This is a genomic window from Candidatus Palauibacter irciniicola (genome assembly GCF_965208695.1).
GTDB lineage: Bacteria > Gemmatimonadota > Gemmatimonadetes > Palauibacterales > Palauibacteraceae > Palauibacter > Palauibacter irciniicola.
In genome coordinates this window covers 1,811,812-1,837,203 of sequence record NZ_OZ242352.1, presented here as the reverse complement: position 1 = coordinate 1,837,203, position 25,392 = coordinate 1,811,812, and the positions used below count along the sequence as shown (strand labels likewise).

The following is a 25,392-nucleotide window of genomic DNA, read 5'->3' as shown; positions in this document are numbered from 1 at the left end:
TCAGTCGTCGCCGAACACGCGGTCGGGGCCCTCTTGCAGCAGGCGCTGGAGGAGCGAGAAGCAGATCGAGAGACAGATGAAGCACACGATGACGCCCGCGAGCGCGACGTAACGCCCCCAGCCCGGCCCGAACCAGGCCAGCATTCCACCGAACACCGCCCCGGCGCCGCAGCACACCAGCGCGCCGCGATACCACTTCGGCCAGTACTTCGGCGACCACCTGTGCGACAACTTGCCCATGGCGCTCACGCCCTCCCGGTCTCCGGAACGATGAGGTCGATGAGGACTCTACGTTCAAGCGCCGCGGCTGGATTCGGCAAGCCCGTGGCGCGGCGGTCGCTTACGGGACGGGGCGGAAGAGGCGGATGACGTCGCCGGCGGTCATGTCGCCGACCTGGCGCGCGAGGCCCGCCTCGCGGACGGAGGCGATCGCCTGTTCGAAGCGGCGCCTCTCGCTCTCGGGCAGGTCGATGATCTCGACACCGGCCTCGACGGCCAGCCGCAACCCCTCGGCGCCGGCGCGCCCGTACGCCGCGCCACCGGCCATGGACATGGCGGTATCCGCGGCCTCGTCGATCCAGCCCCGCTCCTCGGGGGACAGGGCGTCGTAGACCCCCTGGTTCATCAGCAGCACGAACGGCAGCCCGGACGCGGGAAGCCAGTTCGTCAGGTAGACGGCGGGCTCGTGCAACTGGAATGCGGCGATTCCCGAAGGCGCGACGCCGACGCCGTCGATGACGCCGGTGGTCAGACTCTGATGGACGACCGTGGCCGGCTGCATGACGGCGCTGGCGCCGAGCGCTTCGATGAATGGGATCGCGCTCCGCGACCAGACCCGGATCTTGAGCCCGCGCATGTCCTCCAGCGTCCGCACCGGCGTGTCGCGCGTGAGCAGCACCGGGGCCGACGTGGCCCAGATCCCAAGCACCTTCGCTTCGTATTCGCGCTCCAGAACGGACCGGGCGCGCAGCAGGGCCTCGGTACAGTCCTCCGGGCTCTTGCAGATGCCGGGGTAGCCGATGAGGTCGGTCATCGGAAAGCGGTCGGCGGTATAGGACGGAATCGCGAGGGCGATATCGGCCACGCCGCTCAGCAGAATCGAGTACTGCGCCGGCGCGGACGAGTTCAGCGCGCCGGCGGGGAACTGCCTGAGGGTGAGTCGGCCGTCCGATAGCTCGGCGAGCTTTTCGGCCAGCGGCGTGAACACGCCATCGGTGAGGACGTGATCCGCCGGCAGGAAATGCGCCAGCGACAGCTCCCGGGTGCCGCCCGTGTCGGACGTTCCCCCGCATCCGCCCGCGACCCCGCTTGCGGCGAGCAGTCCAAGGACGAGCGTCCGCGTCGCGCGCGTCATCCTACGACTCACGCTCGGGCACCGCGGAGACGCGGAGGGTCAGTATGTCCACGTCGTGAAACTGCTGGTGCCGGACGGACGAGGCGAGGTGCCGGAGCAGCCGGAGCGAGATCTCCTGCTCCACGTCGGCTGCCCGGGTGTCCGCCTCGAGCCACGCGAGCCGGTCCTGGAGGTTGAGGTCGTCGCTGTCCGCCGCCGCCGCGCCGACTCTGAACTCCAGGACGGCCTCGTCATCGTCCTCGCTCGCCGTCAGGAGCAGTTCGTGTCTCCCCTCGTCCGGCGTGCCCTCCGCCGCGCCCGCCGCCTTCGCCGCCTCCCGCGACTCCAGGAGCGTGAGCAGCGCCTCCTCGCTCGCGGCTTCGAGCCGGTCCCTGACCTCCGCGAGCCCGTGCCGGGCAGAGAACGCCTGGATGAACTCCCGGATCCGGGGCAGTTCGGCCATGTCGAGCGTGCCCCTGAGCCGGCGCTTCCGCCGTGCGGTCAGGCCCGTGAGCAGCAGCGCCACCAGGCCGCCCGACGTCAAGCCGCTGCTGAACAGCCCGCCCGCGAACTCCGCGAAATAGGCGGGAAAGACCAGGTCGAACTCGAGGGCGACGCCCGTCCAGAACGAGACGCCCGCGATGAGGCCGTTGCGGGGGTTCGCGTCGATGCTCCGCGCGACTTCGCGCATCCCGACGGTGAACAGCGTCGCCATGATCACGGCGATGGAAGCGGCCACGACGGCGCCGGGAATGGCGAGAATGACGGCGAGCGCCTTGGGGACGAAGGCGAGGACGGAGAAGACGAGTCCGGCCGCGATGCCGACCCGGCGCGCCGCGACGCCCGTGACTTCGATGGCGGCCACGCCGCTCACGTTGAGCGTGTTGGGCATCGTTCCCGCGAAACCCGCGAGCAGGTTCCCGGCGCCTTCCGCGGCCACGGCGCGCTGCACCGCGCGGAAGTCGACCGCCCTCGGCCGGCGCCATGACACGCGCTGGGCGGCGACCGCGACGGCGACGGACTTGGTCGTGCCTACGAGCGCCACGAAGAGGAACGCGGGGATCAACGCCCAGAATTCCGGGCCGAAGCCGACGTCCGGCACCGGCGGCCGGCCGGGCGGGATGCCGATCCACCCGGCGTTGGTCACGCGGGCGGTGTCGTAGATGCCGAAGGCCGCGCCGACCACGGATCCGGCGACGATGCCGATGGCCGGCGCCCAGAGGCGCAACGTCCCCTTCGTCCGGAGCGCGACCGCGAGGACGGCGACGATCGTCACGATCGCACTCACCGGCCCGGCCGGCAGGGGGGCTCCGGGCGGCAACTCGTTGATCATGCCGAAGAGGATCGGCATCACGGTGACGGGAAGGAGCATGACCACCGTCCCCGTGACGACCGGCGTGAGGACTCGGTGCAGGAGCGAGAGCCGGGCGGAAAACGCCGCCTGGGCGAGCGCCGAGATGACGACGAGGGTGGCGAGCAGCCCCGGTCCTCCCGCGATCAGGGCCTCCGCGCAGACGGCGATGAAGATGGCCGAACTGACGTGCGGCAGCGCGTACCCCGCGCCGATCCGTCGCGCCCGCACGCCCTGGAGGATCGTGGCCACGCCGCAGGCCAGCACGGAGGCGAACACCGCCCAGAACACGAGTTCCTCGGCGCCTCCCGCCCGAAACACGATCGTCGGCATCAGCACGACGCTGTTGATGCCCATCGCGGCGAGTTGCAGGCCGAGCCCCAGGGCGACGGGCCGCGGAAGCCGGTCCTCGACCTCGTAGCGCAGATCCTCGTTGGAGCGTCGCCTCAAGCGCCGGACTCCCGTGCGTCCATCTTCCTCCCTGCTCGCGAGGTTGGCGTTGACCGCGAGATTGGCCCTGACCGCAGTGGCTTCAATCTAGGACCCGTACATCGCGTTCGGCAGGAATGTCGCGATGTGCGGGAAGAGCGCGATCAGGATCAGCGCCGCCAGCATCGCGAGCCAGAACGGCAGGATGCCGCGGAACATCGTGCGCACCGGCACGTCCTGGGCGACGCCCTTGACCACGAAGATGTTCAGCCCGACGGGCGGCGAAATCAGTCCCATCTCGAGCGTGACGACGATCATCACGCCGAACCAGATCATGTCGACGCCCAGCGACTCGAGAATCGGCTGCACGAGGGGCACGGTCAGCACGAGCATCGCGAACCCGTCCAGGAACGTGCCGAGCACGATGAACATCAGGAGCACGAGCACGACGACCTGGGGGCCCGAAAACCCCTGTTCGCCGACCCACTCCGCCGCGACGAACGCGATTCCGGTGAGTCCGAGGAAGACCTTGAACACGAAGGCGCCGAACAGGATGAGGAAGGCGGTGCCGCTCGCCTTCAGCGTGCCGTTGACGACGTCGATCACGGTCTTCCGGTTCAGCGCCCGCCGCACGCAGGCCGCGACGAGGGTCAGGCACGCGCCGACTCCGGCCGCCTCGATGGCGGAGAAGATGCCGGCGTAGATGCCGCCGATGGTCACGATGACGATGCCCACGATCCACGCGGCGCTCGCGGTGGCCCGGAGGCGCTCCCGCCACGGAACGGACGTCGTGGCGTGCGGCGCCTTGTCCGGGTCGCGCCGGACGACGATCCAGACGGTGAGCACGAAGAGGAGCGTGAGCACGATCCCCGGCACCACTCCGGCCATGAACAGGCGGCCGATGCTCTCCTCGGTGACGATCCCGTAGATCACGAGTCCCGCCGAGGGCGGGATGAGGAAGCCGAGCGTGCCGCCGGCGGCGATGGCCCCCGTCGCGAGCGAGTCGTCGTACCGGAACCGCCGCATTTCGGGCAGGGACACGCGGCCCATGGTCAGCGCGGCGGCCAGCGACGACCCGGAGAGGGCCGAGAAGCCCGCGCAGGCGACGATCGACGCGGAGGCGAGACTGCCCCGGAAGCGGCCGAGCCAACTGTGGGCCGCGCGGTACAGGTCCTGACTCATCCCGGAGACCACGGCCAGGTTCCCCATCAGCATGAACAAAGGCAGGATCGTGAGGGGATACCGCGAGGCCACGGCGAAGATCTCCCCCGCCAGCACGGCCGTGACGGCGCCCGGGCGGATCGCGGCGATGCCGCCTATGCCCACGACGAGCATCGCCAGCCCCACCGGCACCCGGATCAGAAGCAAGATGAAGAGGGCGAGGAAGCCCACGAGGGCGATGGCCGTGCCGTCCATCACTCGGCCTGCCCGTTCATTCGGCCGGCTCGTTGGGGTCTTCCGCGTGCCACACCGCGAACCCCAGGAGGAGTTGGGACAGGAGCAGCAGGCCGTAGGCGGCGAGCGACGCGCCGAGCGCGTAGTAGAACGGCAGGTGCGGGATCGACACGCTGCCGGTGACGTCGCCGCAGGGAAGGCCGCAACTGCCGTGCACGAACAGGGCGTACGCGGCCGTGGCGGTGGCGCCCACGCCGAGCAGCCGCGCGATCGCGTCCGTGATCCTCGTCACCCGCCGGCCGGCGAAGCGCGCGAGCAGGTTCACGCACACGTGAGAGCCCTCGCGCGCCCCGTAGGCGACCGCCGCCGCCGCGACGACCGCGAGCGACATCGTCGAGACGTCCTCGATCCAGAGCAGGGAATCGTTGAGGACGTAGCGCCAGAAAACCTCGGCCACCGTGATCCCGAGCAGCACCGCGAGCCCGACGCCGCCGGCCACGGCGAACCCCGCCGCCACGCGCCCGCAGTACGCCTCCGCCCGCGCGAAGCCCTCCCTGTGGGCCTCGAAAACCGTCATGTCTCCCCGCCGAGTCGAGAGCCTACCCTGAATCGCGCCTCAGCATAGCGGGTTGGACGGGATTTGCTAATACACGACGCGGTACGTCACGCTCAGGCTCCTCCCGGCCTCGGGCATGATCTCCTTCACCCGCGACAGGTGACGCCTGTACTCGGTGTTGCCGATGTTGTCGAGGTGGAGCGTGATGACGTGCGGCCGCCCGGCGAAGCTGAAACGCACGCCGCCCGAGAGTCCGAGGATCGCGTATCCATCGGTGGGCTCCTCGAACCGCCCCGTCCGTTCCTGGCTCGCGGCCATCCGCGTCTCGGCCTCCACGAACCAGTTCACCGGCGAATAGCCGATCGCCAGGCGACCCTGGAGCGGGGGCATGAACGGGAGGGGTTCGTCGCTGGCGCGGATCGTGCCGCGCACGTACGACGCGGCGGCCTCCAGCCTGAGTCCGGCCGGAACCGACCACTCGAGCTGGCTCTCGAAGCCGGTCAGCACCGCGTCCTCTCCCACGAACTGGTAGATGGGGAGCCGCACGCGGCTGAGTTCCCCGGTCGCCTGCGGAAAGATGTAGCCCGCGATCGTGTTCCGGAACCATGTCGCCTCCGCGCTCAAGCGCTGTCCCGTGACGCGCCCGAACACGTCGATACCGAGTCCCGTCTCCGTCCCGAGCGAGGGATTGCCGACGTCGTATGAATTGGCCGCGAGGTGCGGCCCCTCCGAGTAGAGTTCGTGTACGTCCGGCGTGCGGAAGGCGCGGCCCACGCTCGCGCCGAGGGTGAACTGCCCGGTCACCGGCAGAAGCGCGCCCAGCGATCCGGAGACCGCGTCGAAGGAACGCGCGCGGATATGCCCGATGTCGGAGGACGCGTCTTCCTGATCCGGTTCAAGCTCGACCCGGTCGTAACGGAGCCCGGCCTCGACCGTGACCGGATCGAGTTGGATCTGCTCGAGGACATACGCGGCCTGCGTCCTGCGCCGGGAATTCGGGGTGTACAGTGCGCCCCCGAATCCGAAGTCCTCCCACGAGACTCTCGCCCCGACGGCCCCCGATGCGAACGGCCCCCAGCCCGCGTGCCGCGCCCGGGCCTCGCCGCTCACGATCTCGCGATCGTATTGGGCGCCGAGGATATCCGGGGGTTCCCTCTCGTGGTGCCGGTACCACGTGTAGCCGGCATCGAGTTCGATCGCCTCGAAGCCTCCTTCCGGCCGGATGACGCTGCGAAACCGGCCCGCGGCTCTCTCCTGCTCCGTGCGCACCGCGTTCGTGTGGCCGCCGACGAAGCCTCCGGGGATCCCGTAGTCGTTCGCGAAGTAGCGGAACGAGCCGCCCGCGTAGCCCCAGTCGTCCACCCACGAGGTTCCGGCCGCCACGCTCCGCACGTCGGTCTGGGTGCCGATCAGGCGTCCGATCGGCGTCCGCAGATCCCCTCCCTCGCGCTTCGAGACCTCGACGCGAAGCGGGATGTTCTCGGTGACGCCGAAGGTGACCTGGCTGCTCCCCCCGATGCCGCGGGTCGCCCCCTGCCCCTGGAGCGAGGTGAACCCGGTCGCGCGGTCGGGCACCGCCTGCGGGACCTCTTCCCGAATGACGTTGATCACGCCCCCGAGTGCGTTGCTGCCGTAGAGAATCGCGCTCGGTCCGCGAATGACGTCGATCCGCCGGGCCGAGGAAGGGGCGAGCGCCGAGGCGTGGTCCGGGCCGCTGCTGAGGACGTCCCCCACCCGCTGGCCGTCTTCGAGCACGAGGATGCGGTCCCCGCTCAGGCCACGGATGACGGGCTGGGAGGTGCCCGGCCCCATGCTCGTCACCGTGACCCCCGGGACCGATTCCACCGTCTGTGCGAGCGTTCCCGCGAGTTGCCGCTGCAGCGTCTCGTCCGAGAAGACGGCGGAGGGCCGGATCGTCTCGCTCACGGCCGTGGGACTCAGGACCGCCGTGACGACGATGTCCGGCAGGGTGATGGCGGCGACCTCGGCGGCCACTTCGACGGTGTCCGCTGCCTGCTGCTCGGCCTGCTGCGCGACCGCCGTCGAGCCCGCGGCGGGGGCCGGCACGCCCGCGAGGGTGATCCCGAGGAGGAGGAGGATGTAGGAGCGTCTGGACATCATCGTGTGGGCCTGGTGCGAGGGTGGAGGTGAGGCTTGCCTGCGCTTGGCCGCTAATGATAACGGCTTATCGTTAAGGAGCAAAGGGGTGAGCCGACGACCTCCGATCAGGCCGCCGCGGGGGCCGCGGGGAGCGGCCGGGTCAGACGTCCGTCACGCGCACGCCGCGCAGCGGCCGAAGAGAACCAGCTCGTGGCTGTCGACCTGGAAGCCGTCCGGCGCCAGCGTCTCGACTTCGTCCGGGCACCGGTGGACGTCGAACGCCTGATCGCAGGAGTTGCAGAGGAAATGGTGGTGATGCGGACGGTCGGCCAACTCGTACCGAAGCCCGCCACCCGGGAGCTTCACTCTCGACAGCCACCCCTCGCGGACCAGGGTCTTCACGTTCCGGTATACGGTCGCCACCCCGAGCGACGGCACGATCCGCTGGCCGTACTGGAGAATCTCGTCGAGCGTGAGCGGGCGCCCCGCGCTCATGAACACGCGGCGGATCGCCCGGCGTTGTCGAGTATCTCGTTGCATGGAAGTAACCCCCCGCGCAGTTGGACCCGTAATGATAACGGTTTATCGCCCCCTGTCACGCGAGGCCCGTGCATCACTCACGCTCACGGTTTCTCCAGCGGGCTTCGTTGGCGCGGATCGCGTCCTGGACGAATACGGCGAGCCCCTTCCCGCGCTTCTCGAAGTACGCCTCGAAGCGCGGATCGGCCGTGTACATCTCGGCGAGGTTCCGGTGCATGCCGTGGCTGCACGGATAGAACCAGCGGTCGATGTGGCGCCGATGCTCCTCGGCCAGGTCCATCGCCGCGCGGCCGGCGGCCTGGGCGCCCTCGGCCATCAGCCCGGCCAGCCCGGCCACCACCGTCTCGCCCTCCTCGGTGATCCGCGCCCAGTCGTCCTTGCCGTACGCGCGGGTACGCCGCATCGACTCCGCGTAGGCTTCGCTCCCGCCCCAGCGCCGCTCCACCTCGTCTTGGTACTGCCCGTGATCGAACTCCTCCAACCCCTCGAACATCTCCGTCCTGTCCATCTCCGTCTCCTCGCTAGGGGGCCTGGGAGCCGCGGGGGAGGGTGCCGGGGTCGGGGCCGGGTGCCTGGGCGGACCGTGGGAGCGTGTCGACTTCGACGTCGGCTGCTGCGGCGGCGCGCGGGAGTGAGGCCCGCGCCTCGAGCTTCCCGATCGCGGCGGCGACGGCCTGACCGGTGGCGTCCCGCGTGCCGAGGCTCCTCTGTACCGCGCGAAGCCGGGGGAGTGCTTCCACGGCGTGGATCTCGGCGAGGGCGTTCGCCGCGTGCGCGCCGGAGGATCCCTCGAGCGCGTGGCCGAGTGCCGCGATGATCTCCGCCCTGTATCCGCCGTCGTAGGTCTTCAGACGCCCGAAATCGCCGCCGAGCGCCGCACCCACGGTCACGACCAGCTCTCCTTCGCCCAGTTGCCGCAACGCCTCGGCGACCCCGTCGCGGAATTGCAGGCCGGCCCCCTTCCGCGCGTCGCCGAGCAGCGGGACGAGCGGCCCGATCGCGCCGGGGTGCCGAATCTCGGCCAACGCTTCGACCGCCCGCAGCCGGAGCACCGCGTCCTCGTCCCAGAGAACGTCCGCGAGGGCCGGGATCGCGGCGGGGTCCTCGAGCCGTCCGAGTGCGGCGGCCGCGTCGCGGCGCGGTCGGTCGCCCTCCCAGAGGACATATTTGTTGGTGATTCGGCCCCCGGGGGCGCCCAGGCGGCGGACGTGGAACGGGACATCGTCCTCGTGCGCCCTCCCCCCGTGGCAGACCTCCCACAGAACCTCGGTGAACAGGTCGAACAGGTTCCGAAGCCGCGCGAGGTCCTTGATCGCGCCATGTGCTTGGAAGTGAAGTTCGTCCATCCCGTCCGGGTACCTGCCGAACCAACCGTCGCGCCCCTTCACGGTGAGCTGAATTTTGGGCTGGGCCTGCATGAGCCGACGGACCCTCCCGTTGCCGAAGAGCCGCCGCAGGCGGCGCGGCGCATTGCCCTTGATCACGAAGTCCCGGTCGAACCGGGGATGGCCGACCTCGATGTCCTGCAGGCCCAGCGCCTTCCCGAACCCGCTGAAGACGCCCGCCCGGTAGATGTCGAACCGGAACCCCTCGGGGTTGAAATAGGGCGCGCGGAGTCTCGTGAACGTCTGGTTCGTCTTGCCGTCGCCCGACGTGTACGTGTCGAGCGTGACGGTCCAGTCGCCCGTGCGGGCCTGGACGGCGAACGGATTGAAGAGGCCTACTTCGTGGAACTGCCCGTCCACCTCGTCGGCGAGCTGCCGCCAGACGTCTTTCCGGCTCGGTCCGAACAGGGCCTTGAGGAAGTTCATCGCAATCTCACCACGGGGTGCTTGACGTTCAGGTCCGTCTTCCGGTGCAGGTCATGTACGGTTACACACAGCCACCGGTTTTCGTCCACCGAGTACGTCACGCGGAGCCGCGGCGCCGTGCCCTGGCCGGGCGGGTCCAGCGGCAGCGCCGGGTCCGCCTCGTTGAGGCACAGGCAGAACGCCCGTTCGCCCGCGGTCCGGGGCACGAAGTAGCTGGAGCCGTTGCTGCGCTCGGTCCAGTCGATCGGGCGCCCGGCCACCCGTCCGACTTCGCAGATGAAGAGGTTGATGTGCCGCTGGCCGTCTCTGCCGGGGGCGTAGTAGCGCGTCGCGAAGTTGTCGACGGTGGGGAAGCACGTGCCGCCGGGGATGAGCAGCTCGTACTCGGCGTCGGCGTCGTCGTCGGGCAGGACGCGGAGCGCGTAGTCGTGGTAGATGAAGTCCTCGACGTGCGCGCCGCCCGCGAAGATGCACGCGCCGCGCGCGACGGCCGCGAAGGGGAGCCACTCCCGCACCTTCTCCCGGCCGAGCACGTCGCCCACGACGTTCCGCACCTCCGGCAGGAGCGTCGACCCGCCCTCGAGGATCACGTCGTCGATGCCGTCGGGGAGGACGCCGTGCCGGGTCCGGAGTTCGGTGAGCAGCGCGTCGAGCAGCTCCCGGATCCGCACGTACAGGCCGTTCGCCGCCAGAAGGTCGCTCAGAACCGGATAGTCCAGCTTCCCGTACGACTCGTTGCGGAAGGTGAAGTCGCCCTCGTTCCCCGCGCTCGCGAGCAGCTTCACGCGCTCGGCCTCCCAGCGCAGCGCGACCTCCCACTCGGGCCAGTCGTGCAGGGCCGTGGGGACGAACCGCTCCAGGATCCAGCCGTCCACGTCGTCCCCGCCGAGCTCCACCGCCTGCTTCGCGAGCACCTCCGCGCGCCCGGTCTCCACGGTCTGCGCGCCGTGGGTCCTCACGACCGCGGCTTCCATCGATCCCCCGCCGAAGTCGAAGGCGACGAGCGTCGTGGGGCGTCCGACATCCACGCCGTAGCCGAGCGCGGCCGCGACCGGCTCGTCGAGCGTGCGGAACACGATCCCGGCCGGCCGCCGCCGAAGCCGCGCCCACATGCGCGCCCACCAGCCGCGGCGCTTCAGGCGCCGGATGATCGCCTGCAGCTCGGCCCGGTACGTCTCGTAGAAGCCGCTCGGCGTGGCGATCGTGATGTCGGTGATTTCTTCGCCGAACTGCGTCTCGAGGGCGCCGATGACCTCGCGCAGGAAGAGCGCCGCGACGTCCTGCGCGGTGAACGCCCTCCCGCCGGCCCGCGCCAGCGCCCGGCCGCTCTCCGTGCCGAGGTAGCGCTTGAAGCCGCGCGCGAAGCCGGTGGCCTGTCCGTCCCAGTTGTAGGTGACGGCCGCCTGCCCGATGAGGACGTCCTCGCCGTCCCCGTCCATGACGCACACGCACGACGGGATGACCGGCGTCTGCGTGACGGGCTCCAGCTTCGCGAGGTCCGGCAGGTTCACGATGTGCGGCCGGCCGGACCGGTCCTCGCAGATGGTGGTGTTGGACGTACCGAGATCGATGGCCCAGTGGGTCGACATGGGCCAAATCTTATTCTAGTTCACGCGGAACGTCACCCACTGCGAGACCCACACCGCGGTGACCCGGTCGCGATTCATCGCCGGACTGAACCGCATCGCCGGGACGACCCTGCCCGCCGCCTCGTCGAGCAGCGGGTTACCGGAGGATGTCCTGATCTCGGACTTCTCGACCCGGCCCTCCTCCGACAGGTAGATCCACAGTTGGACGCGCCCTTCGATGCCCGCGTCCTTCAGCGCCCGCGGGTATTCCCGTTCCAGCACCTGCAGGACCTCCCCCACGTTCAGCAGCACGGGGGGCGTGTCGTAGGGGATCAGTATCGGAGGCTTGGACGGGTCGGGGGCCCGGGGACGCGGAGGCAGACCCCTCGGCACCCGGTCCGGGGTCGTCGGCGCGATCGTGATGTCCGGGGAAATGTCGACGGTGGAGACCCGCGGCATGGCGGGACGCGCGATCGTTTCCGGCGGGGGCGGAATCCTCACCTCCGGCGGGAGCCGGATCGACTCGATCTCGTTCGTGACGGACCCCATGTCCGCGGCCTCGAACGGCTGCACGAGGACGAAGAGCCCGAGGTGGAGAAAGACGGCGACCAGCAAGCCGATCCGTGTGAAGTTCGTACTGGCGCGCTTGAACCTGTCGTTCGCGGTGAGCCGAATGCCGGTGTCTCCCATCAGAATCACCTCCCGGTTCCCGGCGGCCCCTCGCGAAGCCCCCGCTGCCGTCCACTCCTCCGGTTGTCCCCGCCACCCCATCTCATTGACGGGCGTTCCCGCGGGAACGTCACGAATCGCTTCAGGTCAGCTCCAGGGGACGCGGGTCAGCTCCAGGGGAAGGGGGAGTGGCTGGTGGGGTGGAGCCGGCCTTCGGCGAACCGTGCGTAGCGGAAGGGCTCGAGCAGCGCCTGCGGTTGGCCCGTGAGTTCCTTCGCGACCAGCGCGCCGACGCCGATCATCTTGTAGCCGTGATTGGAGTCGGCGATGAAGTAGACGTTGTCGGCGAAGGTGTCGAACACGGGGAAGCGGTCCGGCGTGAAGCTGCCGATGCCGCCCGAGGGCTCCTGCTTCATGAGATGGTTCCGGCCCTCGAAGCGCTTCTGGCAGAAGGCGAGCGCGGCGGTCCACAGGCGGTAGAACTCCTCGCCGACGACGAAGTCGGGAGAGAGCGGTCCGTAGGGGTCGACCGCCACCTCGGAGCCGGGTTTGTCGATCTTGTAGGGCATCGCGCCGCCCTGCACCCCGCCGAAATGGAAGTCCGGCTTGTAGTAGATCCCCCACGGGCCTTCGCTCACGAGCCCGCGCTCGTCGCGGAGCGGGACATCGGTGTCGACGTGCACGACGGGCGGCAGACGGCCGCCGTTGTCGGTGAGGGTGCCGGGGTCGACGTCCAGCGTGCCCTCCTGGAGCGCCCAGTAGCTCCACGTGGGCACGTCGTGTCGCGCGCCGTCGGAGCCCCGAACCCGGGTGACGGCGGGGAGGTCGAGCATCGCCCACTGCCTTTGAACCCACGGGCCGGTGGCCACCACGACGCGCTCGCAGGCGATGGAGCCCCGGTCCGTCACCACGGCGGTGACCGCGCCCGAGGCGTCCCGTTCGAACCCCTCGTGCACGACGCCCGTGAGGAGACGGACGCCCTCGGCGGCGGCCTTCGCCCACAGGCCCCGGAGGGAGGCCATGTTGTTCGCGTACCCGCCCCGGTGCTCGTGCAGTACGCTGGTGATGCCGCGCGCCTGCCAGTCGTCGAAGATGCGCCGCATGTAGGCGTGGGAGGCCCGCGCGCCCTCGATGAACGTCGAGTCGTAGCCGATGGCCCGCTGCTGCTCGTGGATCGAGGCGACGTCCTCCCGCATCGCCTCGTGGCTGATCTGCAGATAGCCGACCGGGTGGTACGAGAACCCCTCGGGGTCGCTCTCCCACACGTCCACCGAGTGGGCCATCAGCTCGCGCATGGCGGGCTGGAAGTAGTTGTTGCGGATGACGCCGCACGCGATGCCCGACGCCCCGGCCCCGATCCCGCTCTTGTCGATGACCAGGATGTCGCGGCCCCCGCCGCGCCCGGCCGCTCGCAGTTCGGAGGCCAGGTGCCAGGCCGTCGAGAGGCCGTGGATCCCCGCCCCGATGATCACGCACTTCGCGTGCTCGTTCGGATTCCGGCTTGAGTTGCCGTTCGCGTTCCCGCGGGAACGTGTCATGGGCGGCTCCATCCTGCCGTCCGCGTGGGAGGCCTACCGGGAGCGGAAGCCTACCGGGAGCGGTGGAAGAATACGGTCTCGGCCAGCCGTCTGAACACGTTCCAGCTCAGGAGTCCGGCCTGCAGCGCGCGCGCCACGGGGAGGTGGTCGAACCCCCAGCGCGCGGCGCGTTTCAGGGTGTGGTTCGGATACGCGCGGCGCACGACGTCGCCGGGGTGCGGGGCGCCAGCGTCGGAGCCGCCCGCCATCGAGGTGATCCGCGATCGCGTCGGCGGCGAGCTTGCCGAACCGGTAGGCCTGGTGAATGCCGCCGGCGGTGAGCGGCGACACCATGCCGGCCGCGTCTCCGACGAGCAGAACCCGGTCCGCATGGAAGTTCCGCAGGCGGCCGCCGATCGGGATCACGCCGCCGCGCTTCTCCAGCACCCGTCTCCCGGACAGCCCGAACAGGCCGTCGATCTTCTCGCTGAACCGGCGCAGGTCGGCCCGGTGGTCCCGGTGGAGCGCGAGCCCCACCTGCGTGGCCCCGACGCCGGGCACGACCCACCCGATGTAGCCCGGCGCGCACTCGGGATCGATGAAGCAGTGCAGGCAGTCGCCGTCGCCGCTCGCGGGGCTCGTACTCCCACTCCACGCCCTTGAGGAGCCGGCGGTTGCGATCCAGTCCGAAGCTCTCCGCCACCCGGGAGCGCGCCCCATCGGCCCCGACGAGGAACCGGCAGGTCACGCCGGAAGCCGCGCCGGAGCCCGCGAGCGTCAGCGGGACCGAGCCTGCCGTCGACGCCACGCCCTCGAAGGGAGCGCCGAACCGGACTTCGGCCCCCGAGCGGCGGGTCTCATCGACGATGTGGCGGAGAAGCCCCGCCGTATCCGTCGCCATGAAGAAGTAGGAGTCGCGCTCCAGTTCGACGAAGCGGTGCCGCGGATCGTAGACCCGGACGCGCCGGATCCGGCGGACGAGCGACGCCGGAGCGGCCCACTCCTCCCACGCTTCCTTGACGAGGATCCCGGTGGTGTGGATGCGCTCCCCCGGCTCCGACTGCCGCTCCAGGACGAGCACGGAGAGCCCGCGCTCCGCCGCCCGCCGCGCGCAGGCAAGCCCCGCGAACCCGGCCCCCACCACGACGAGATCGTAGTCCGCCGACTCACGCGACGCCCCGACGACCGTCAACGCCCCGCCCGTCCGCTCAGCAGACGTTCCCGCGGGAACGCGGCAGTGGCTAGCTGTCGGCCGGTTGCCAATCGGGCATCGCGCGCCGCATGTACTGATCGAACATGGGGACCGTAAAGGCCGTGACTCCGTGCGAAGGGCTCCAGATCATTCCCTTGGTGATCAGGTCGTGGCGTCGGGGCCCTGCGTGAGTAACCGCCATGCCCAACGCCGCGGCCACCTCCCCGGAACGGTGCGGGCCCGGGCCCAATTCCGCCATCGCCCGCAGGTATTCCTGTTCCTTGGGCGTCAAGCGATCGAAGCGCACGCGGAAGAAACTCTCGTCCAAAGTTGTCACGGCCTTGGCCCCGGCAGAGACAACATCTTCCTGCGTGATGGGTGACGCGGGCGCGGCATTCCAGGAGTGTGCTCCCCACTCCTGGAGAAAATACGCATAGCCTTCGGTGCGCTCACCGATCTCCAACAGGGCGTCATCGCTGATCCGGACTCCCGCCTTCTCGATCGGAACTCGAATGGCCGCCTCCACCGCATTCTCATCGAGCGGTCCGACGTTGGAGAAATCGAAGAGACGCTCCGCATAGCTCTTGGCCTCTCCCGACAAGGCCGCGAGTTGCGGGAGGCCCGCTCCGAAGGTGATGAGGGGCAGAGCCTTCTGGCTGATTCTGTGGAGCGCCACGATAAGGGCACTGAAGTCTTCCGGGTTCAGATACTGGACCTCGTCGATGAGGATGGCGGTGGGCCGGTCGGCAGCAGCAGCAGCCTCACCGACCATCACGAGAACGTCCGTCAGATCGGTCTCCAGGTTTCCCGATGCGGCGACACTCGGTTCCGGGTTCACGCCGACTTCCACGCCTGCATATGAGACCTTGAAGGCACTGGCGAAATTGCGAAGGGCGCCGAGGGCTCGGTTGGAGAGAACCCGAGCTTTCTCGACGCCGCTGAGTCGGTACAGCAGATGACTGAGCTTCGGGACCAGAAGTTCGGCGAGGCGCCGCCCCTCGGGAGCTTCGATCAATGCCGTCGCGTAGCCTGCGTCTTCCGCGAGTTCCTCAATCCGGACCAGGAGAACCGTTTTCCCCACGCCTCGAAGGCCGAGGAGCATCATGCTCCGGGCTTGGTGGCCGATTTGAATTCGCCGCAGAGCGATGTCCGCCGCTTGGAGCAACTCATCTCGACCGGCGAGGGCGGGGGGCCTCGATCCCGCGCCGGGCGCGAAGGGGTTGGTAACAGGATCCATGCGATTCTGCAAGAAAGTTATGGGAAATTATGCATATCTAAGGCGACATTATCCAAAACCACCCACAACTCTGTCAAGAACGCGCCCGAGATGGGCTCAGCAGCCGCAGACGATCTCGGTCCCGACTCGCGCCTCCTCGCCCTCGGTCGCGTACCCGTCACGCTTCCACCAGTCGAGGCCGCCCATGAGTTCGCGCACCTCGAACCCCAGGCCCAGGAGCTTGAGCGCGGTCTTGGTGGAGGCGTTGCAGCCGATCCCGTCGCAGTAGCAGACGTAGAGCCTGGACCGGTCGAGCGACGCCGTCGTCTCGGCGCTGATCTCCCGGTGCGGGAGATTCACGGCGCCGGGGATGCGCTCGCGGGCGTAGGCTTCGGCGGACCGTCCGTCGATTACGGTCACCGCCCGGTCGCCGCTCAGCATTTCGAACAGGTCCCAGGAATCCGTCTCGAAAGCGAGCTTCTGCTGGTAGTGCTGCATTTGCGCTGCGTTCATGTATCGCTCCGGGTTGCTCCTTCAGGTTGGTCGGGCCCGCGCGCACGGGGGAGCGCCAGCCGGCGGCCGTTTGATAGCCAGTTAATCGCAGTCCGCATCGTGAAGCAAGCGGCGGGATGATCTCTTCCCACGCGTTGTCATTTCTTGCCATCTCCGCTAACCTTCAGCGATGCAGACCATGAACATTTCCCTTCCAGCCCCGCTCAAGTCGTTCGTTGACGAGCAGGTCGCGGATCGCGGGTTCGGAACCTGCAGCGCCTACATCCGCGAGCTGATTCGGAACGACCGGGATCGGCAGCACCTGAGAAGCCTCCTCCTTGAGGGCGGGGAGTCCGTTCCGGCGGTCGAGGCCGACGCGAGCTATTTCGAAGCCCTGCGCGCCGGAGTTCGCGGAGACCCGACGGCGTGACGAGGGGCCGGACGCCGATGTCCGTGATCCTGCGGGCGTCGGCCCGGCGGGACGTCGACCGGGCGGTCGTGCGCTATCTGGAAGAAGGCGGACCGGATGTGGCCCTCGGCTTCATCGATGCGCTCGAGACCGCTCTTGGCCACGTCGCCCGCAACCCGGGCTCCGGATCCCCGCGCCATGGACAGGAGTTGAACCTGGCGGGCCTGCGCTCGTGGCCGCTTGCAACGTATCCTTACCTCATCTTCTACATGGAAGGTGAGGGTGTGGTCGACGTCTGGCGGATTCTGCACGGTCGGCGTGACATTCCCGAGTCTCTGCAAGAAGGTGATCGGCCCGCCCCGTCGACGAAGCCCTGAACGCCCAGTGTGAGGAAGCTCTCGTGAACGTTTACATCAATCTCCCGGTGGAGGATCTGGCTCGCTCGCGGGCCTTCTTCGCCGCCCTCGGTTTCGCCTTCGACGACGATTTCAGCGACGAAGCGACCCTGGGGATGGAAATCACCGGGAACTGCTACTGCATGCTCGTGACGCACAAGAGGTTCGCGACGTTCACGCCGCGGCCCCTCGCGGACGCGGGCGAGGCGACGGAGGTCCTGGTCTCGCTCCAGCTGGAGAGTCGGGAGGAAGTGGACGGATTCATGGAGACGGCGCTCGCCCACGGAGCGGACGAGCCGCGGGAACCGATGGACTACGGCTTCATGTACGCGCGCGCCTTCGCGGACCCCGACGGGCACATCTGGGAGCCGTTCTGGCTCGATCTCGAGGCGGCCCTCGCAGCCGGCCCGCCCGATGTCGACGACGACGGCGCCACATGACGCGGCCACGGCTGTTGTCGACGCTCCTGGCCCTTCCGGCCCTTCCCGTGCTGGCCTCGGTTGCCGCCGCGCCGGTCCAGACGGCGTGCGAGGGCTGGTTGACGGGACCGTTCTGGGAGGGGGCGGATCCGGCAGCGGCAACAGCCTGCCTTTCCGCCGGGTACAGCGTCGACGATCGGTCCGCCCCCAACGAGGCCACGCCCCTGCACTGGGCGGCGCGGTTCAGCGACGATCCCGACGTGATCGCGGTGCTGGTCGAGGCGGGGGCCCGCCTGGAGGCTTCGACCCGCGCGCGTCGGACGCCCCTGCACTGGGCGGCCCGGCACAACCGGAACCCGGCGGTGGTGGGGGCTCTGCTGGAGTACGGGGCGGACGCATATGCCGAGACGCAACACGGCCGTACACCCCTTCACCTCGCCGCCCTGATCAACGAGAACCCCGCCGTCGTGGATGCGCTCGCCAGCGTGACCGACGTCAACGTCCGGAAGCACGACGGAGGGACGCCGCTGCACGACGCGGCCAGAAGGATTTGGGACGGCCCCATGGGGAACCCCAATCCCGCCATCGTGGACGTGCTGATCAAGCGCGGCGCCGACCTTTCGGTGGAGACGGAGGGCGGGCTTACCCCCGCGGGGCGGGCCAGGGACGAGCGCCTGGCCGGGATGCTGCGGGAGGAGGAAGCGCGACGGGAGGCGATCCGGGCGCAGTTCCTTCAGTCCGTGGCGATAAGATGCGCCATGGGGGCCATGATCCTCGGCCTGCTGGGCTACCTCGTCGCGCGAGTCCGCAGAGTGCGCCGCGGTGTCTCCGGCGCCTGAACGCCGGTTGCCACGCTTCGCCGTGCATGATATGTAGATACTCAAGCTACATCGTACTTCTACATATCGAGAAAACGGATGAAGAAGTCGATCCAAAAGGAGCTGGTGGCGGCTTCCTCGCGCCCCCTCGTGCTCTCGATCCTCGCCGGCGGCGACACGTACGGCTACGAGATCATCAAGCAGGTGAAGCGGCTCTCCGGCGGCGACCTGGAGTGGTCGGGCGGAATGCTCTACCCGCTCCTGCACCGGCTGGAGAAGGACGGCCTCATTGAAGGCTACTGGGAACCCACCGACGAAGGGCGACCGCGCAAGTACTACAGCCTGACGACCCTGGGGCGGCGGCAGCTGGCCACCGACCGGAAGAGTTGGCGGGCCATGTACGGAGTGCTGGAGCTATCCTGGCGAGGCGGCGATGTCCCGGCTGGATGACGAGATCCGGACGTGGCGCCGGGGTCTGGAGGCCGGGGGGCGGTTCTCACGACGCGAACTGGCTGAACTCGAGGACCACCTGCGGGCCCACGCGGCCGACGAACGGGCGCGGGACGCCACCCCGGCCTCCGCCGGCGCGCTCAAGACCGCCGCCCGGGAGGAATTCGGCGACCCGACCGTACTCTCCCGCGAGTTCGCGAAGCAGGACGCCCCGGCGTGGCGGAGTCTCCTCCTGGCGGGGTGGGGATTGTACGCGCTGTCGCTGATTCTCTCGGATTTCGGCACCGTGGCGTTTGAGCCGTTGAACCCGGACTTCAGGATGTCGGTCTCGTGGCAGGAACTCCTCACGCCCGCGCCGGTCTCCGTCTGGGTCCTCGCGGCGTTCTCGGCCCTCGTGATGATGTCCACGTCCCTGACCTTCGGACGGGCCCGACGCCCGGTCGACGCGTGGGTGGGATACGTCGTTGGGGTCGTAGGCATTACGGCCATTGGAGTGGGAGCGTTCAACCTCCTCCGCCCCATCCCGATCCCGGTCGAGGCCGAACTTGTCGCGTACGGCCATCTGGGTCTCTCCTATTGGGTGTGGTCCGCCTCCTTCACGCTGGCGGCCATCGCCCTGTGGCTGCGCGCCCGCGAGTGGGTCTCCCCTCCGCCGAAGGGATCGCCGAGGAACCCGAAGCAATCGTTGGCGTAGCCGGGCGTCGAAGAATGATCGGCATCCTCGCGGACACCCCTCGCGATGCGGAACTCATGAGACGGGCCGTCGTCGGCGGTGTTCGCGTGATCCACGAGGCGAACGACCTCGCGGCCACCGACCTCGACATCGAATGCCTGGTGTTCGGCAGCCGCAGCGGACTCCTCGCGGAACGGATCTCGCTCCTGCGCGAGGTCGAGCGGAAACTCCCGTGGGTTCCGGTGATCCTCGTGACGGACCGGAAAATCGCCATCGCGCGCCTCCTGAGCAGGGTGCAGGTGGCGGATCTCGTCTGGTTCGAGGAGGTCGAGCGTCAGCTCGCCGCGCGCATCGAGTCCGCGCGCGGCGGGTCCGCCCTCCTGCAGATGGCGGACAAGATCCGGCGGTCGACGGCGCCGCCGGCCCTCCGCTCCGCCGCGGCGCACGCCCTCCGGGAGGCGCGCCGCACGCCCGTCCGCAACGTGCAGGAACTGGCGGCGGCGGTGGACTGCTCTCCCGTGACGCTGTTTCAGCAGTTTCAGGCCCGCGCCCGCGGCCGGACGACGTTCAACCGGTTCCTCGGCGCGCTCGCCATCCTCCGGGCGCAACAGCTTCGAGCCACCGGCGCGAAGTGGAAGCAGGTGAGCGCGCAGCTCGGACTCCCGCGGGAAACCCTCCGCCGGAAGGCGAAGCGGTGGCTCGGCTGCAATCTCGTCGAGCTGGAACGCATCCCCCCACACCAGCTCCTCGCCGCCTTCGCCCTGGAGCATTTCGCCCCCCTCCTCGACCCGCCGCCCGACGCCGGGCACTAACGCGCGTCTCGGGCCGGGAGTCTACGACGTGGCACTCCAACCGCAGAACTGGCTCGCCGAAGGGAATCTGTATTGGATCCTGGGCATCGCACTGCCCGTGCTGATGGTCGGCATGGCGGCCGGCACGGTCTTCGTCAACTCCGCCGCGCACCTGTCCAATGTTCGGCGGACGAGCCGCAGACTCGAGGCATGGCTGAGGCTCAGCGACCGGGCCACGGAGGAACGCGCGGCGGCGCGCGACGTCTCGGCACGCGGTGGCGGCGCTGTACTCAACCGCACTTACGCACGCCTGTGGCTGCTCCTTCGGGTGCAACTCCCTCGACGCAGGTATCTGGACGACGTCGAAACGATTCGGAGACGCAATCGCAAAGCGTTCATCGACGCGCGGCTCCCTGCGCTTGAGAGCCGGGCAACGGGCGAACGCAGGGACGTCGGATCTCTGGTCTCCGGCCTGCGGGACCGAATCAAGGTCATCCGTAACAGGGTCATCCGTAACAAGGGCGTCCGTCAGGCTCTCGCCGTCGGTGTCGCGACATCGGTCCTGGCATTCGCCATCGCGATGACGCAGGCCCCATCAGTCGCAGCCGGACTCGCGGAGTACGGTCCTGCAGCGGCGGCGCTGGCGATGCTTCTCCCGGTCGCCATCGTGTACGTCCTGGGCGGGATTCTGCTGCGGTGGTGTCGAGCCGACCGGCGCACCGCGCTGGGCGCGTTCGCCTGGGGAAGCTCCATTCCCCTTTACCTCGGCCTGAACGCCCTCGGTTTGAGCGCCTTCGGGGTACCCGGCAACGACAGGCTCTACCATCCGCTGACCATCGGCCTGGCGGTGGTCTGCATGGTGATGATGCTCGCGGTCCGGGAAGTCCTGTACCATCGATACCGCGCCATCGCGACGACCGCGGATGAGGATCGCGCGAAGGAGCACCGAATCGTCGGCGAAACCCTGTGGTTCGCCTCGGATGGCGGGCGCCTCGAAGCGTGGCTACGCATACGGATCGCTGTTTGCTACGTGTTCGTCGTCATTCACCTCCTCGTGCCCCCGATCCGCGGACTGGCCCTCTGCGGCACGATGTGCGGAGACCTCGTCGCCGTCACCGCGGTCGCCGCGGCAACCCTCATCGTTCCCCTCGCGGCGATGTTCATGGACGGAAGAACGCAGATCCCCGGCACAATACAACGGCCCCGCTGAACAACGGCCCCGCTGACGTGTGACTGCGCGTCCCCCCGGTCCTACTGTATGGGCTCCTGCTGCAGCCGGCGTGGTCTGGCGGCTGCGGCGGAGGGCGAACGCGCGGTGCGACGGAGGAGCCTGTGATCCGGGGGACAGAGACGATGGAGATCGGGAACCCGCGTAGCATGGGGCGGCGGGCCTTTCTTGGCGCCGCCGGACTCGCGCTCGCCGCCACCGGCGTCGCGGCCACAGGTGCGGCGGGCCGGGGTCGGATCGGTGGGCTGGGACGAGGCCAGTCCGATCCGTTCGTCATCAACATGCTGGGCGGGATCCGGAACCCTAACCGCCGGGGCTCTCGGGGGCCGTTCGGCGGCGACCCCGTGGACGGGCCGCTCACGCTGGACGAGCGGGCGCTCTCCGACGCCCTCGCCTCGGGCACCGCCGCCGTCAACACGACGATCGGCTACGTGGCGGGCCTGCAGGAGCCGTTCGAGTACTCCGTCGGCGAGGTCGCGCGCTGGAACCGGATCATCCGGAACCATCCGGAGGCGCTCCTCAAGGTCCGGTCGGCGGGCGACATCGAGCGTGCCGCCAGCGAAGGCCGGGTCGGCATCATCCAGGGCTTCCAGAACGGGGCCATGATGGGGGACGACGCGGGGCGGGTCGGCGTCTTCGCGGGCCTCGGCGTCAGGATCATCCAGCTCACGTACAACGGCCCCAACCAGCTCGGGCACGGGTCGATGGTGCCGGAGAACGGCGGGCTCACGGACTTCGGGCGCGACGTGGTCGCGGAACTCAACGCCACCCGGACGCTGGTGGATCTCAGCCACAGCGGCGAGCGGACCTGCCTGGACGGGATCGACGCTTCGGTCGCGCCGGTCGCGATCACGCACACCGGCTGCCGGGCGGTGACGGACCTTCCGCGCAACAAGACGGACCGGGAACTGCGGCTCGTCGCCGAGGGCGGCGGCATCGTCGGCATCTACTTCATGCCCTTCCTCGCGGCCGACGGCATGGCCGTGGCGGAGGACGTGGTGCGGCACATCGAACACGCGGTGCAGGTGTGCGGCGAGGAACACGTCGGGATCGGCACCGACGGGGGGACGACGGCCGTGGACGATCTCGACGCGGCGTACGAGGCGGCGCGCCGGGAGGTCGAAGCGCGGCGCAGGGCGGGGATCAGCGCGGCGGGCGAGCGCCCCGGCGTCGTCCCCTTCATCCCGGATCTTCAGGGCCCGGACCAGTTCCGGAAGCTGGCCGGCATGCTCGGGGCGCGCGGACACTCGTCGGAGCGCATCGAGCGGATCCTGGGACTGAATGCGCTGCGCGTCCTGCGCGACGTGTGGGGAGAATGATCGACATGTCGACCCGGGGAGGCCGCGGGCAGCAGGGGACCAGAGCGGCGGCCCTGGCCGGGACGGCGCTGCTGGCGGCGCTTTCCGCGCCGGCCGCGCCCCTCGCGGGCCAGTCGCGGAGCGGGGAACCGCCGCGGAATCCGACCGCGGAGTCCGAAACGACGGTCTACGAGGGCGTGGCCATCCTCGACGGCACCGGCGCGCCGCTCATGCCGGACATGTCGATCGTCGTCCGGGACGGACGGATCGCGGCGCTCGCCCGGACGGACGAACTGTCCCTCGACGCCTGGCCCGAGGCGGAAGTCGAGGATGCGCGGGGGCTGTACGTCATCCCGGGACTCATCGAGAGCCACACGCATCTCGCCACGCGCGCGGACCGGGCGGCGGCCGAGTTCGAACTCAACCGCTTCATCTACGGGGGCGTGACGACGGTCCGGGACATGGCGGGCGACGTGCGCGCGCTCGCGGAACTGCAGCGGGCGGCGCTCGTGGGCGAGATCCCGGCGCCGGACATCCACTACGCGGCCCTCGTCGCGGGCGAGTCCTTCTTCGTCGATCCGCGCACGCGGTCCTCGTCGATGGGCGAGGTGCCCGGGCGCGTGCCCTGGCTGCAGATCGTCGACGACGAGACGGATCTGGCCGAGACGATCGCGCTGGCCCGCGGCACCTGGGCGACGGGGCTCAAGACCTACGCCTCGATCGAGGGTCCCCTCCTGGCGCGGATCGCGGCGGAGGCGCGGCGCCAGGGGATTCCGGTCTGGTCGCACACGCACGTCGGCCCGGCCCTTCCGATGGACGTCGCGCGGGCGGGCGTCACCTCGATGTCCCACGTGTGCAGCCTGGCGAGCGCCGCGATCCCGGACGAGGTGATCGAGGAAGCGCGGGCCGGGCGCCGCTCCGGCAGGGTCGAGGTGGATCTGACGGACCCCCGCATCGATGCGGTCCTCGAGGAGATGAAGCGCCAGGGCACGGTGCTGGACGCGACGCTCAAGGTCGGCTTCTTCCGCGAGCAGATGACGATGGTCCGGGACAGCGCCGCCGCGCCTCCCGCGCCCCCGGCGCCCCCCGCGCCGAGGCCGGACGCCACGAGGGAGGGGCCGGACGCGCCGCCTCCGGATCCGCGCCGGCGAGGCGTTCGGGCCGCGTGCAGCGCCGAGGAGAGCATCGGCCTCACCCGTCGCGCCCACGAGGCCGGCGTCCCGATCGCGGCGGGCACCGACGCGCCGCCGGCCCCGGGCGCCGAATGGCCGGCCCTCTACGATGAGTTGGCCTACCTCCACGAGCGCGTCGGCATGTCCATGACGGACGTCCTCCAGGCCGCCACGCGCAACGGCGCGCTCGCGCTCGGTCTCGCGGAGGAGATCGGGACGGTCGAGGAAGGGAAGTACGCCAACCTCGTCTTCCTGGAGGCCGATCCCACGGCGGCCGTCGAAAACCTCACGTCCATCCGCTTCACCCTCAAGCGCGGCGCCCGCTTCGACCGGGACGAATTCGAACTCGGAACCCCGCCCCGCCGATGAAGGTGGGGCCGGGCGGGCGGATCCTCGTTGGGATGCTCGCCGGCGTCGGCCTGGGTGCCGTCCTCGGCGAGCGCGTCGCCGCGGTCCAGCCGCTCGGCGACCTCTTCATCACCCTCCTGATTCTGGCCGCCGCCCCCCTCGTCTTCTTCAATCTCCTCGCGGGTCTGACCTCGCTGACGGACCTGCGGACGCTGGGGCGGCTCGCGGGCAAGACCGTCGGGTTCTTCCTCACGACGGAAATCGTCGCGCTCTCGCTGGGGCTTGGCGCCATGGCGCTCCTCCGCCCCGGGGTCGGCCTGAGGCTCACGGAGACGGTCACGGAGACGGAGACGGTCTCGGGGGCGGTGGGCGAGGCCCCGTCCGTGGGCGCCGTCCTCCTCGACATGATCCCGACGAACGTCGTCCGCGCCTTCGCCGACGGGAACGTGGTGCAGATCGTCATCCTCGCGCTGATGCTGGGGATCGCGACCATGGCCCTCGGGGACGGCCCGCGCGCTCGCCTCGCCACCCTCTTCGAGGATCTGGCGGGGCTCTTCCGGCGGCTCGTCCACATGGTCCTGTGGGTCGCCCCGGTCGGGATCGGCGCCCTCGTCGCGGTCACGGTGGGCCGCTACGGGGCCGACCTGATCGGCCCGACGGCGCGCTTCCTCGCGGGCGTGTGGGGAGCGCAGATCGTCATCGTGACCGGGTACATGCTCCTGCTCAGGTTCTTCAGCGACTATCGGCCGGCCCGATTCCTGCGGGCCACGGGTTCGCTGTGGGCCACGACCGCCGCCACGACCTCCAGCCTCGCCTCGCTCTCGGTCGGGCTGGAAACGGCCGGGCGCCTCGACCTCCCGCGCCGCGTCTACTCCTTCGTCCTCCCCCTCGGGGCGCAGTTGAACAAGGACGGGACCTCGGTCATGCTCGCGGCCGTCCTCCTCTTCACGGCGCAGGCGGCCGGCGTCACCTTCGCGCCGGCGGACTTCGTCACGATCCTGCTCCTGGGCATGCTGCTCTCGCACGGGACGGGCGGGGTTCCGGGCGGCGGGTTCGTGGTCGCGCTCATCTACGTGCAGGCGCTGAACCTGCCCATCGAGGTCGCGGCGATCGTCGGTGGCATCTACCGTCTGGTGGACATGAGCAACACAACGGTGAACATCATGGGCGACATGGTCGGCGCGGCGCTCGTCGCCCGCTCCGAAGCGGGGCGAGCGTGAAC

General features: G+C 69.7%; 26 protein-coding genes and 2 pseudogenes. 11 read left to right on the top strand and 17 right to left on the bottom strand.

Annotation, left to right across the window (positions count from 1 at the left end):
- From ACOGI9_RS07910 to ACOGI9_RS07830, 17 genes and pseudogenes are all read right to left on the bottom strand, one after another.
- On the bottom strand, nt 1-249 hold the full coding sequence (locus ACOGI9_RS07910; RefSeq protein ID WP_419856608.1) for a hypothetical protein: 249 nt from the start codon (nt 247-249) through the stop codon (nt 1-3).
- Between the two features lie 91 nt (nt 250-340).
- Nucleotides 341-1,354, bottom strand: a complete 1,014-nt coding sequence (locus ACOGI9_RS07905) for a TRAP transporter substrate-binding protein (RefSeq protein ID WP_419856607.1) — start codon at nt 1,352-1,354, stop codon at nt 341-343.
- Between the two features lies 1 nt (nt 1,355).
- Nucleotides 1,356-3,134, bottom strand: coding sequence for a uracil-xanthine permease family protein (locus tag ACOGI9_RS07900; RefSeq protein WP_419856606.1), 1,779 nt, complete (start codon nt 3,132-3,134; stop codon nt 1,356-1,358).
- Between the two features lie 87 nt (nt 3,135-3,221).
- Complete coding sequence (locus ACOGI9_RS07895; protein ID WP_419856605.1) at nt 3,222-4,529, bottom strand: TRAP transporter large permease; 1,308 nt, start codon at nt 4,527-4,529, stop codon at nt 3,222-3,224.
- A gap of 16 nt (nt 4,530-4,545) precedes the next feature.
- Nucleotides 4,546-5,085 carry a TRAP transporter small permease gene (locus ACOGI9_RS07890; RefSeq protein ID WP_419856604.1) on the bottom strand — a complete coding sequence of 180 codons (540 nt, stop codon included), beginning with the start codon at nt 5,083-5,085 and terminating at the stop codon, nt 4,546-4,548.
- A 66-nt stretch (nt 5,086-5,151) separates the two neighbouring features.
- Entirely contained in the window at nt 5,152-7,185 is a 2,034-nt protein-coding gene (locus tag ACOGI9_RS07885) for a TonB-dependent receptor (protein ID WP_419856603.1), read from the bottom strand.
- A gap of 150 nt (nt 7,186-7,335) precedes the next feature.
- On the bottom strand, nt 7,336-7,704 hold the full coding sequence (locus ACOGI9_RS07880; RefSeq protein WP_419856602.1) for a Fur family transcriptional regulator: 369 nt from the start codon (nt 7,702-7,704) through the stop codon (nt 7,336-7,338).
- 73 nt (nt 7,705-7,777) lie between these two features.
- On the bottom strand, nt 7,778-8,212 hold the full coding sequence (locus tag ACOGI9_RS07875) for a TipAS antibiotic-recognition domain-containing protein (RefSeq protein ID WP_419856601.1): 435 nt from the start codon (nt 8,210-8,212) through the stop codon (nt 7,778-7,780).
- A 13-nt stretch (nt 8,213-8,225) separates the two neighbouring features.
- Complete coding sequence (locus ACOGI9_RS07870; RefSeq protein WP_419856600.1) at nt 8,226-9,515, bottom strand: HEAT repeat domain-containing protein; 1,290 nt, start codon at nt 9,513-9,515, stop codon at nt 8,226-8,228.
- On the bottom strand, nt 9,512-11,104 hold the full coding sequence (locus tag ACOGI9_RS07865) for an Hsp70 family protein (RefSeq protein ID WP_419856599.1): 1,593 nt from the start codon (nt 11,102-11,104) through the stop codon (nt 9,512-9,514). The genes ACOGI9_RS07870 and ACOGI9_RS07865 overlap by 4 nt, the downstream gene beginning before the upstream one ends.
- Nucleotides 11,105-11,119: 15 nt before the next feature.
- Nucleotides 11,120-11,773 (bottom strand): energy transducer TonB, encoded by a 654-nt coding sequence (locus ACOGI9_RS07860; protein WP_419859258.1) that lies wholly within the window; start codon nt 11,771-11,773, stop codon nt 11,120-11,122.
- Between the two features lie 146 nt (nt 11,774-11,919).
- Nucleotides 11,920-13,290: an NAD(P)/FAD-dependent oxidoreductase gene (locus ACOGI9_RS07855; RefSeq protein WP_419856598.1), complete on the bottom strand. Its 1,371-nt coding sequence runs from the start codon at nt 13,288-13,290 to the stop codon at nt 11,920-11,922.
- Between the two features lie 50 nt (nt 13,291-13,340).
- The gene (locus ACOGI9_RS07850; protein ID WP_419859309.1) at nt 13,341-13,538 is read right to left on the bottom strand and encodes a hypothetical protein; all 198 of its coding nucleotides are present in this window, start codon (nt 13,536-13,538) and stop codon (nt 13,341-13,343) included.
- A 10-nt stretch (nt 13,539-13,548) separates the two neighbouring features.
- Nucleotides 13,549-13,989 (bottom strand): annotated as a pseudogene (locus ACOGI9_RS07845) (lycopene cyclase family protein); the annotation flags it as partial.
- Nucleotides 13,958-14,461 (bottom strand): annotated as a pseudogene (locus tag ACOGI9_RS07840) (NAD(P)/FAD-dependent oxidoreductase); the annotation flags it as partial. The pseudogenes ACOGI9_RS07845 and ACOGI9_RS07840, both read right to left, overlap by 32 nt.
- 49 nt (nt 14,462-14,510) lie before the next feature.
- Entirely contained in the window at nt 14,511-15,698 is a 1,188-nt protein-coding gene (locus ACOGI9_RS07835) for an ATP-binding protein (protein WP_419859257.1), read from the bottom strand.
- A 96-nt stretch (nt 15,699-15,794) separates the two neighbouring features.
- Nucleotides 15,795-16,190, bottom strand: coding sequence for a rhodanese-like domain-containing protein (locus ACOGI9_RS07830; protein ID WP_419856597.1), 396 nt, complete (start codon nt 16,188-16,190; stop codon nt 15,795-15,797).
- Nucleotides 16,191-16,359: 169 nt separating this feature from the next.
- Between ACOGI9_RS07830 and ACOGI9_RS07825 the strand changes: the two genes are divergently transcribed.
- The 11 genes from ACOGI9_RS07825 (at nt 16,360) to ACOGI9_RS07775 (ending at nt 25,390) form a co-directional block, all read left to right on the top strand.
- Entirely contained in the window at nt 16,360-16,599 is a 240-nt protein-coding gene (locus ACOGI9_RS07825) for a ribbon-helix-helix domain-containing protein (protein ID WP_419856596.1), read from the top strand.
- A gap of 17 nt (nt 16,600-16,616) precedes the next feature.
- Entirely contained in the window at nt 16,617-16,955 is a 339-nt protein-coding gene (locus ACOGI9_RS07820; RefSeq protein ID WP_419856595.1) for a type II toxin-antitoxin system RelE/ParE family toxin, read from the top strand.
- A gap of 23 nt (nt 16,956-16,978) precedes the next feature.
- Complete coding sequence (locus tag ACOGI9_RS07815; RefSeq protein WP_419856594.1) at nt 16,979-17,413, top strand: VOC family protein; 435 nt, start codon at nt 16,979-16,981, stop codon at nt 17,411-17,413.
- Nucleotides 17,410-18,231 (top strand): ankyrin repeat domain-containing protein, encoded by an 822-nt coding sequence (locus ACOGI9_RS07810; RefSeq protein ID WP_419856593.1) that lies wholly within the window; start codon nt 17,410-17,412, stop codon nt 18,229-18,231. The genes ACOGI9_RS07815 and ACOGI9_RS07810 overlap by 4 nt, the downstream gene beginning before the upstream one ends.
- 78 nt (nt 18,232-18,309) lie before the next feature.
- On the top strand, nt 18,310-18,660 hold the full coding sequence (locus tag ACOGI9_RS07805) for a PadR family transcriptional regulator (protein ID WP_419856592.1): 351 nt from the start codon (nt 18,310-18,312) through the stop codon (nt 18,658-18,660).
- Nucleotides 18,644-19,354: a hypothetical protein gene (locus tag ACOGI9_RS07800; protein WP_419856591.1), complete on the top strand. Its 711-nt coding sequence runs from the start codon at nt 18,644-18,646 to the stop codon at nt 19,352-19,354. The genes ACOGI9_RS07805 and ACOGI9_RS07800 overlap by 17 nt, the downstream gene beginning before the upstream one ends.
- Nucleotides 19,355-19,368: 14 nt before the next feature.
- Nucleotides 19,369-20,145 carry a hypothetical protein gene (locus ACOGI9_RS07795; protein ID WP_419856590.1) on the top strand — a complete coding sequence of 259 codons (777 nt, stop codon included), beginning with the start codon at nt 19,369-19,371 and terminating at the stop codon, nt 20,143-20,145.
- A 28-nt stretch (nt 20,146-20,173) separates the two neighbouring features.
- The gene (locus ACOGI9_RS07790; RefSeq protein ID WP_419856589.1) at nt 20,174-21,334 is read left to right on the top strand and encodes a hypothetical protein; all 1,161 of its coding nucleotides are present in this window, start codon (nt 20,174-20,176) and stop codon (nt 21,332-21,334) included.
- A 143-nt stretch (nt 21,335-21,477) separates the two neighbouring features.
- Nucleotides 21,478-22,671, top strand: coding sequence for a dipeptidase (locus ACOGI9_RS07785; RefSeq protein WP_419859256.1), 1,194 nt, complete (start codon nt 21,478-21,480; stop codon nt 22,669-22,671).
- A complete protein-coding gene (locus ACOGI9_RS07780; protein WP_419856588.1) occupies nt 22,668-24,191 on the top strand; it encodes an amidohydrolase family protein in 1,524 nt (507 codons plus the stop codon). Before ACOGI9_RS07785 ends, ACOGI9_RS07780 begins: the two co-directional genes overlap by 4 nt.
- Nucleotides 24,188-25,390, top strand: coding sequence for a dicarboxylate/amino acid:cation symporter (locus tag ACOGI9_RS07775; protein ID WP_419856587.1), 1,203 nt, complete (start codon nt 24,188-24,190; stop codon nt 25,388-25,390). Before ACOGI9_RS07780 ends, ACOGI9_RS07775 begins: the two co-directional genes overlap by 4 nt.
- Nucleotides 25,391-25,392 lie beyond the last annotated feature (2 nt).

Coding starts and splice junctions, on each gene's coding strand:
- ACOGI9_RS07780 (WP_419856588.1), top strand. CDS start 22,668: ATGATCGACATGTCGACCCGGGGAGGCCGCGGGCAGCAGGGGACCAGA.
- ACOGI9_RS07830 (WP_419856597.1), bottom strand. CDS start 16,190: ATGAACGCAGCGCAAATGCAGCACTACCAGCAGAAGCTCGCTTTCGAG.
- ACOGI9_RS07890 (WP_419856604.1), bottom strand. CDS start 5,085: ATGACGGTTTTCGAGGCCCACAGGGAGGGCTTCGCGCGGGCGGAGGCG.
- ACOGI9_RS07880 (WP_419856602.1), bottom strand. CDS start 7,704: ATGCAACGAGATACTCGACAACGCCGGGCGATCCGCCGCGTGTTCATG.
- ACOGI9_RS07800 (WP_419856591.1), top strand. CDS start 18,644: ATGTCCCGGCTGGATGACGAGATCCGGACGTGGCGCCGGGGTCTGGAG.
- ACOGI9_RS07835 (WP_419859257.1), bottom strand. CDS start 15,698: ATGGATCCTGTTACCAACCCCTTCGCGCCCGGCGCGGGATCGAGGCCC.
- ACOGI9_RS07885 (WP_419856603.1), bottom strand. CDS start 7,185: ATGATGTCCAGACGCTCCTACATCCTCCTCCTCCTCGGGATCACCCTC.
- ACOGI9_RS07860 (WP_419859258.1), bottom strand. CDS start 11,773: ATGGGAGACACCGGCATTCGGCTCACCGCGAACGACAGGTTCAAGCGC.
- ACOGI9_RS07875 (WP_419856601.1), bottom strand. CDS start 8,212: ATGGACAGGACGGAGATGTTCGAGGGGTTGGAGGAGTTCGATCACGGG.
- ACOGI9_RS07785 (WP_419859256.1), top strand. CDS start 21,478: ATGGAGATCGGGAACCCGCGTAGCATGGGGCGGCGGGCCTTTCTTGGC.
- ACOGI9_RS07825 (WP_419856596.1), top strand. CDS start 16,360: ATGCAGACCATGAACATTTCCCTTCCAGCCCCGCTCAAGTCGTTCGTT.
- ACOGI9_RS07850 (WP_419859309.1), bottom strand. CDS start 13,538: ATGGCGGGCGGCTCCGACGCTGGCGCCCCGCACCCCGGCGACGTCGTG.
- ACOGI9_RS07775 (WP_419856587.1), top strand. CDS start 24,188: ATGAAGGTGGGGCCGGGCGGGCGGATCCTCGTTGGGATGCTCGCCGGC.
- ACOGI9_RS07810 (WP_419856593.1), top strand. CDS start 17,410: ATGACGCGGCCACGGCTGTTGTCGACGCTCCTGGCCCTTCCGGCCCTT.
- ACOGI9_RS07795 (WP_419856590.1), top strand. CDS start 19,369: ATGATCGGCATCCTCGCGGACACCCCTCGCGATGCGGAACTCATGAGA.
- ACOGI9_RS07855 (WP_419856598.1), bottom strand. CDS start 13,290: ATGACACGTTCCCGCGGGAACGCGAACGGCAACTCAAGCCGGAATCCG.
- ACOGI9_RS07905 (WP_419856607.1), bottom strand. CDS start 1,354: ATGACGCGCGCGACGCGGACGCTCGTCCTTGGACTGCTCGCCGCAAGC.
- ACOGI9_RS07820 (WP_419856595.1), top strand. CDS start 16,617: ATGTCCGTGATCCTGCGGGCGTCGGCCCGGCGGGACGTCGACCGGGCG.
- ACOGI9_RS07805 (WP_419856592.1), top strand. CDS start 18,310: ATGAAGAAGTCGATCCAAAAGGAGCTGGTGGCGGCTTCCTCGCGCCCC.
- ACOGI9_RS07865 (WP_419856599.1), bottom strand. CDS start 11,104: ATGTCGACCCACTGGGCCATCGATCTCGGTACGTCCAACACCACCATC.
- ACOGI9_RS07870 (WP_419856600.1), bottom strand. CDS start 9,515: ATGAACTTCCTCAAGGCCCTGTTCGGACCGAGCCGGAAAGACGTCTGG.
- ACOGI9_RS07895 (WP_419856605.1), bottom strand. CDS start 4,529: ATGGACGGCACGGCCATCGCCCTCGTGGGCTTCCTCGCCCTCTTCATC.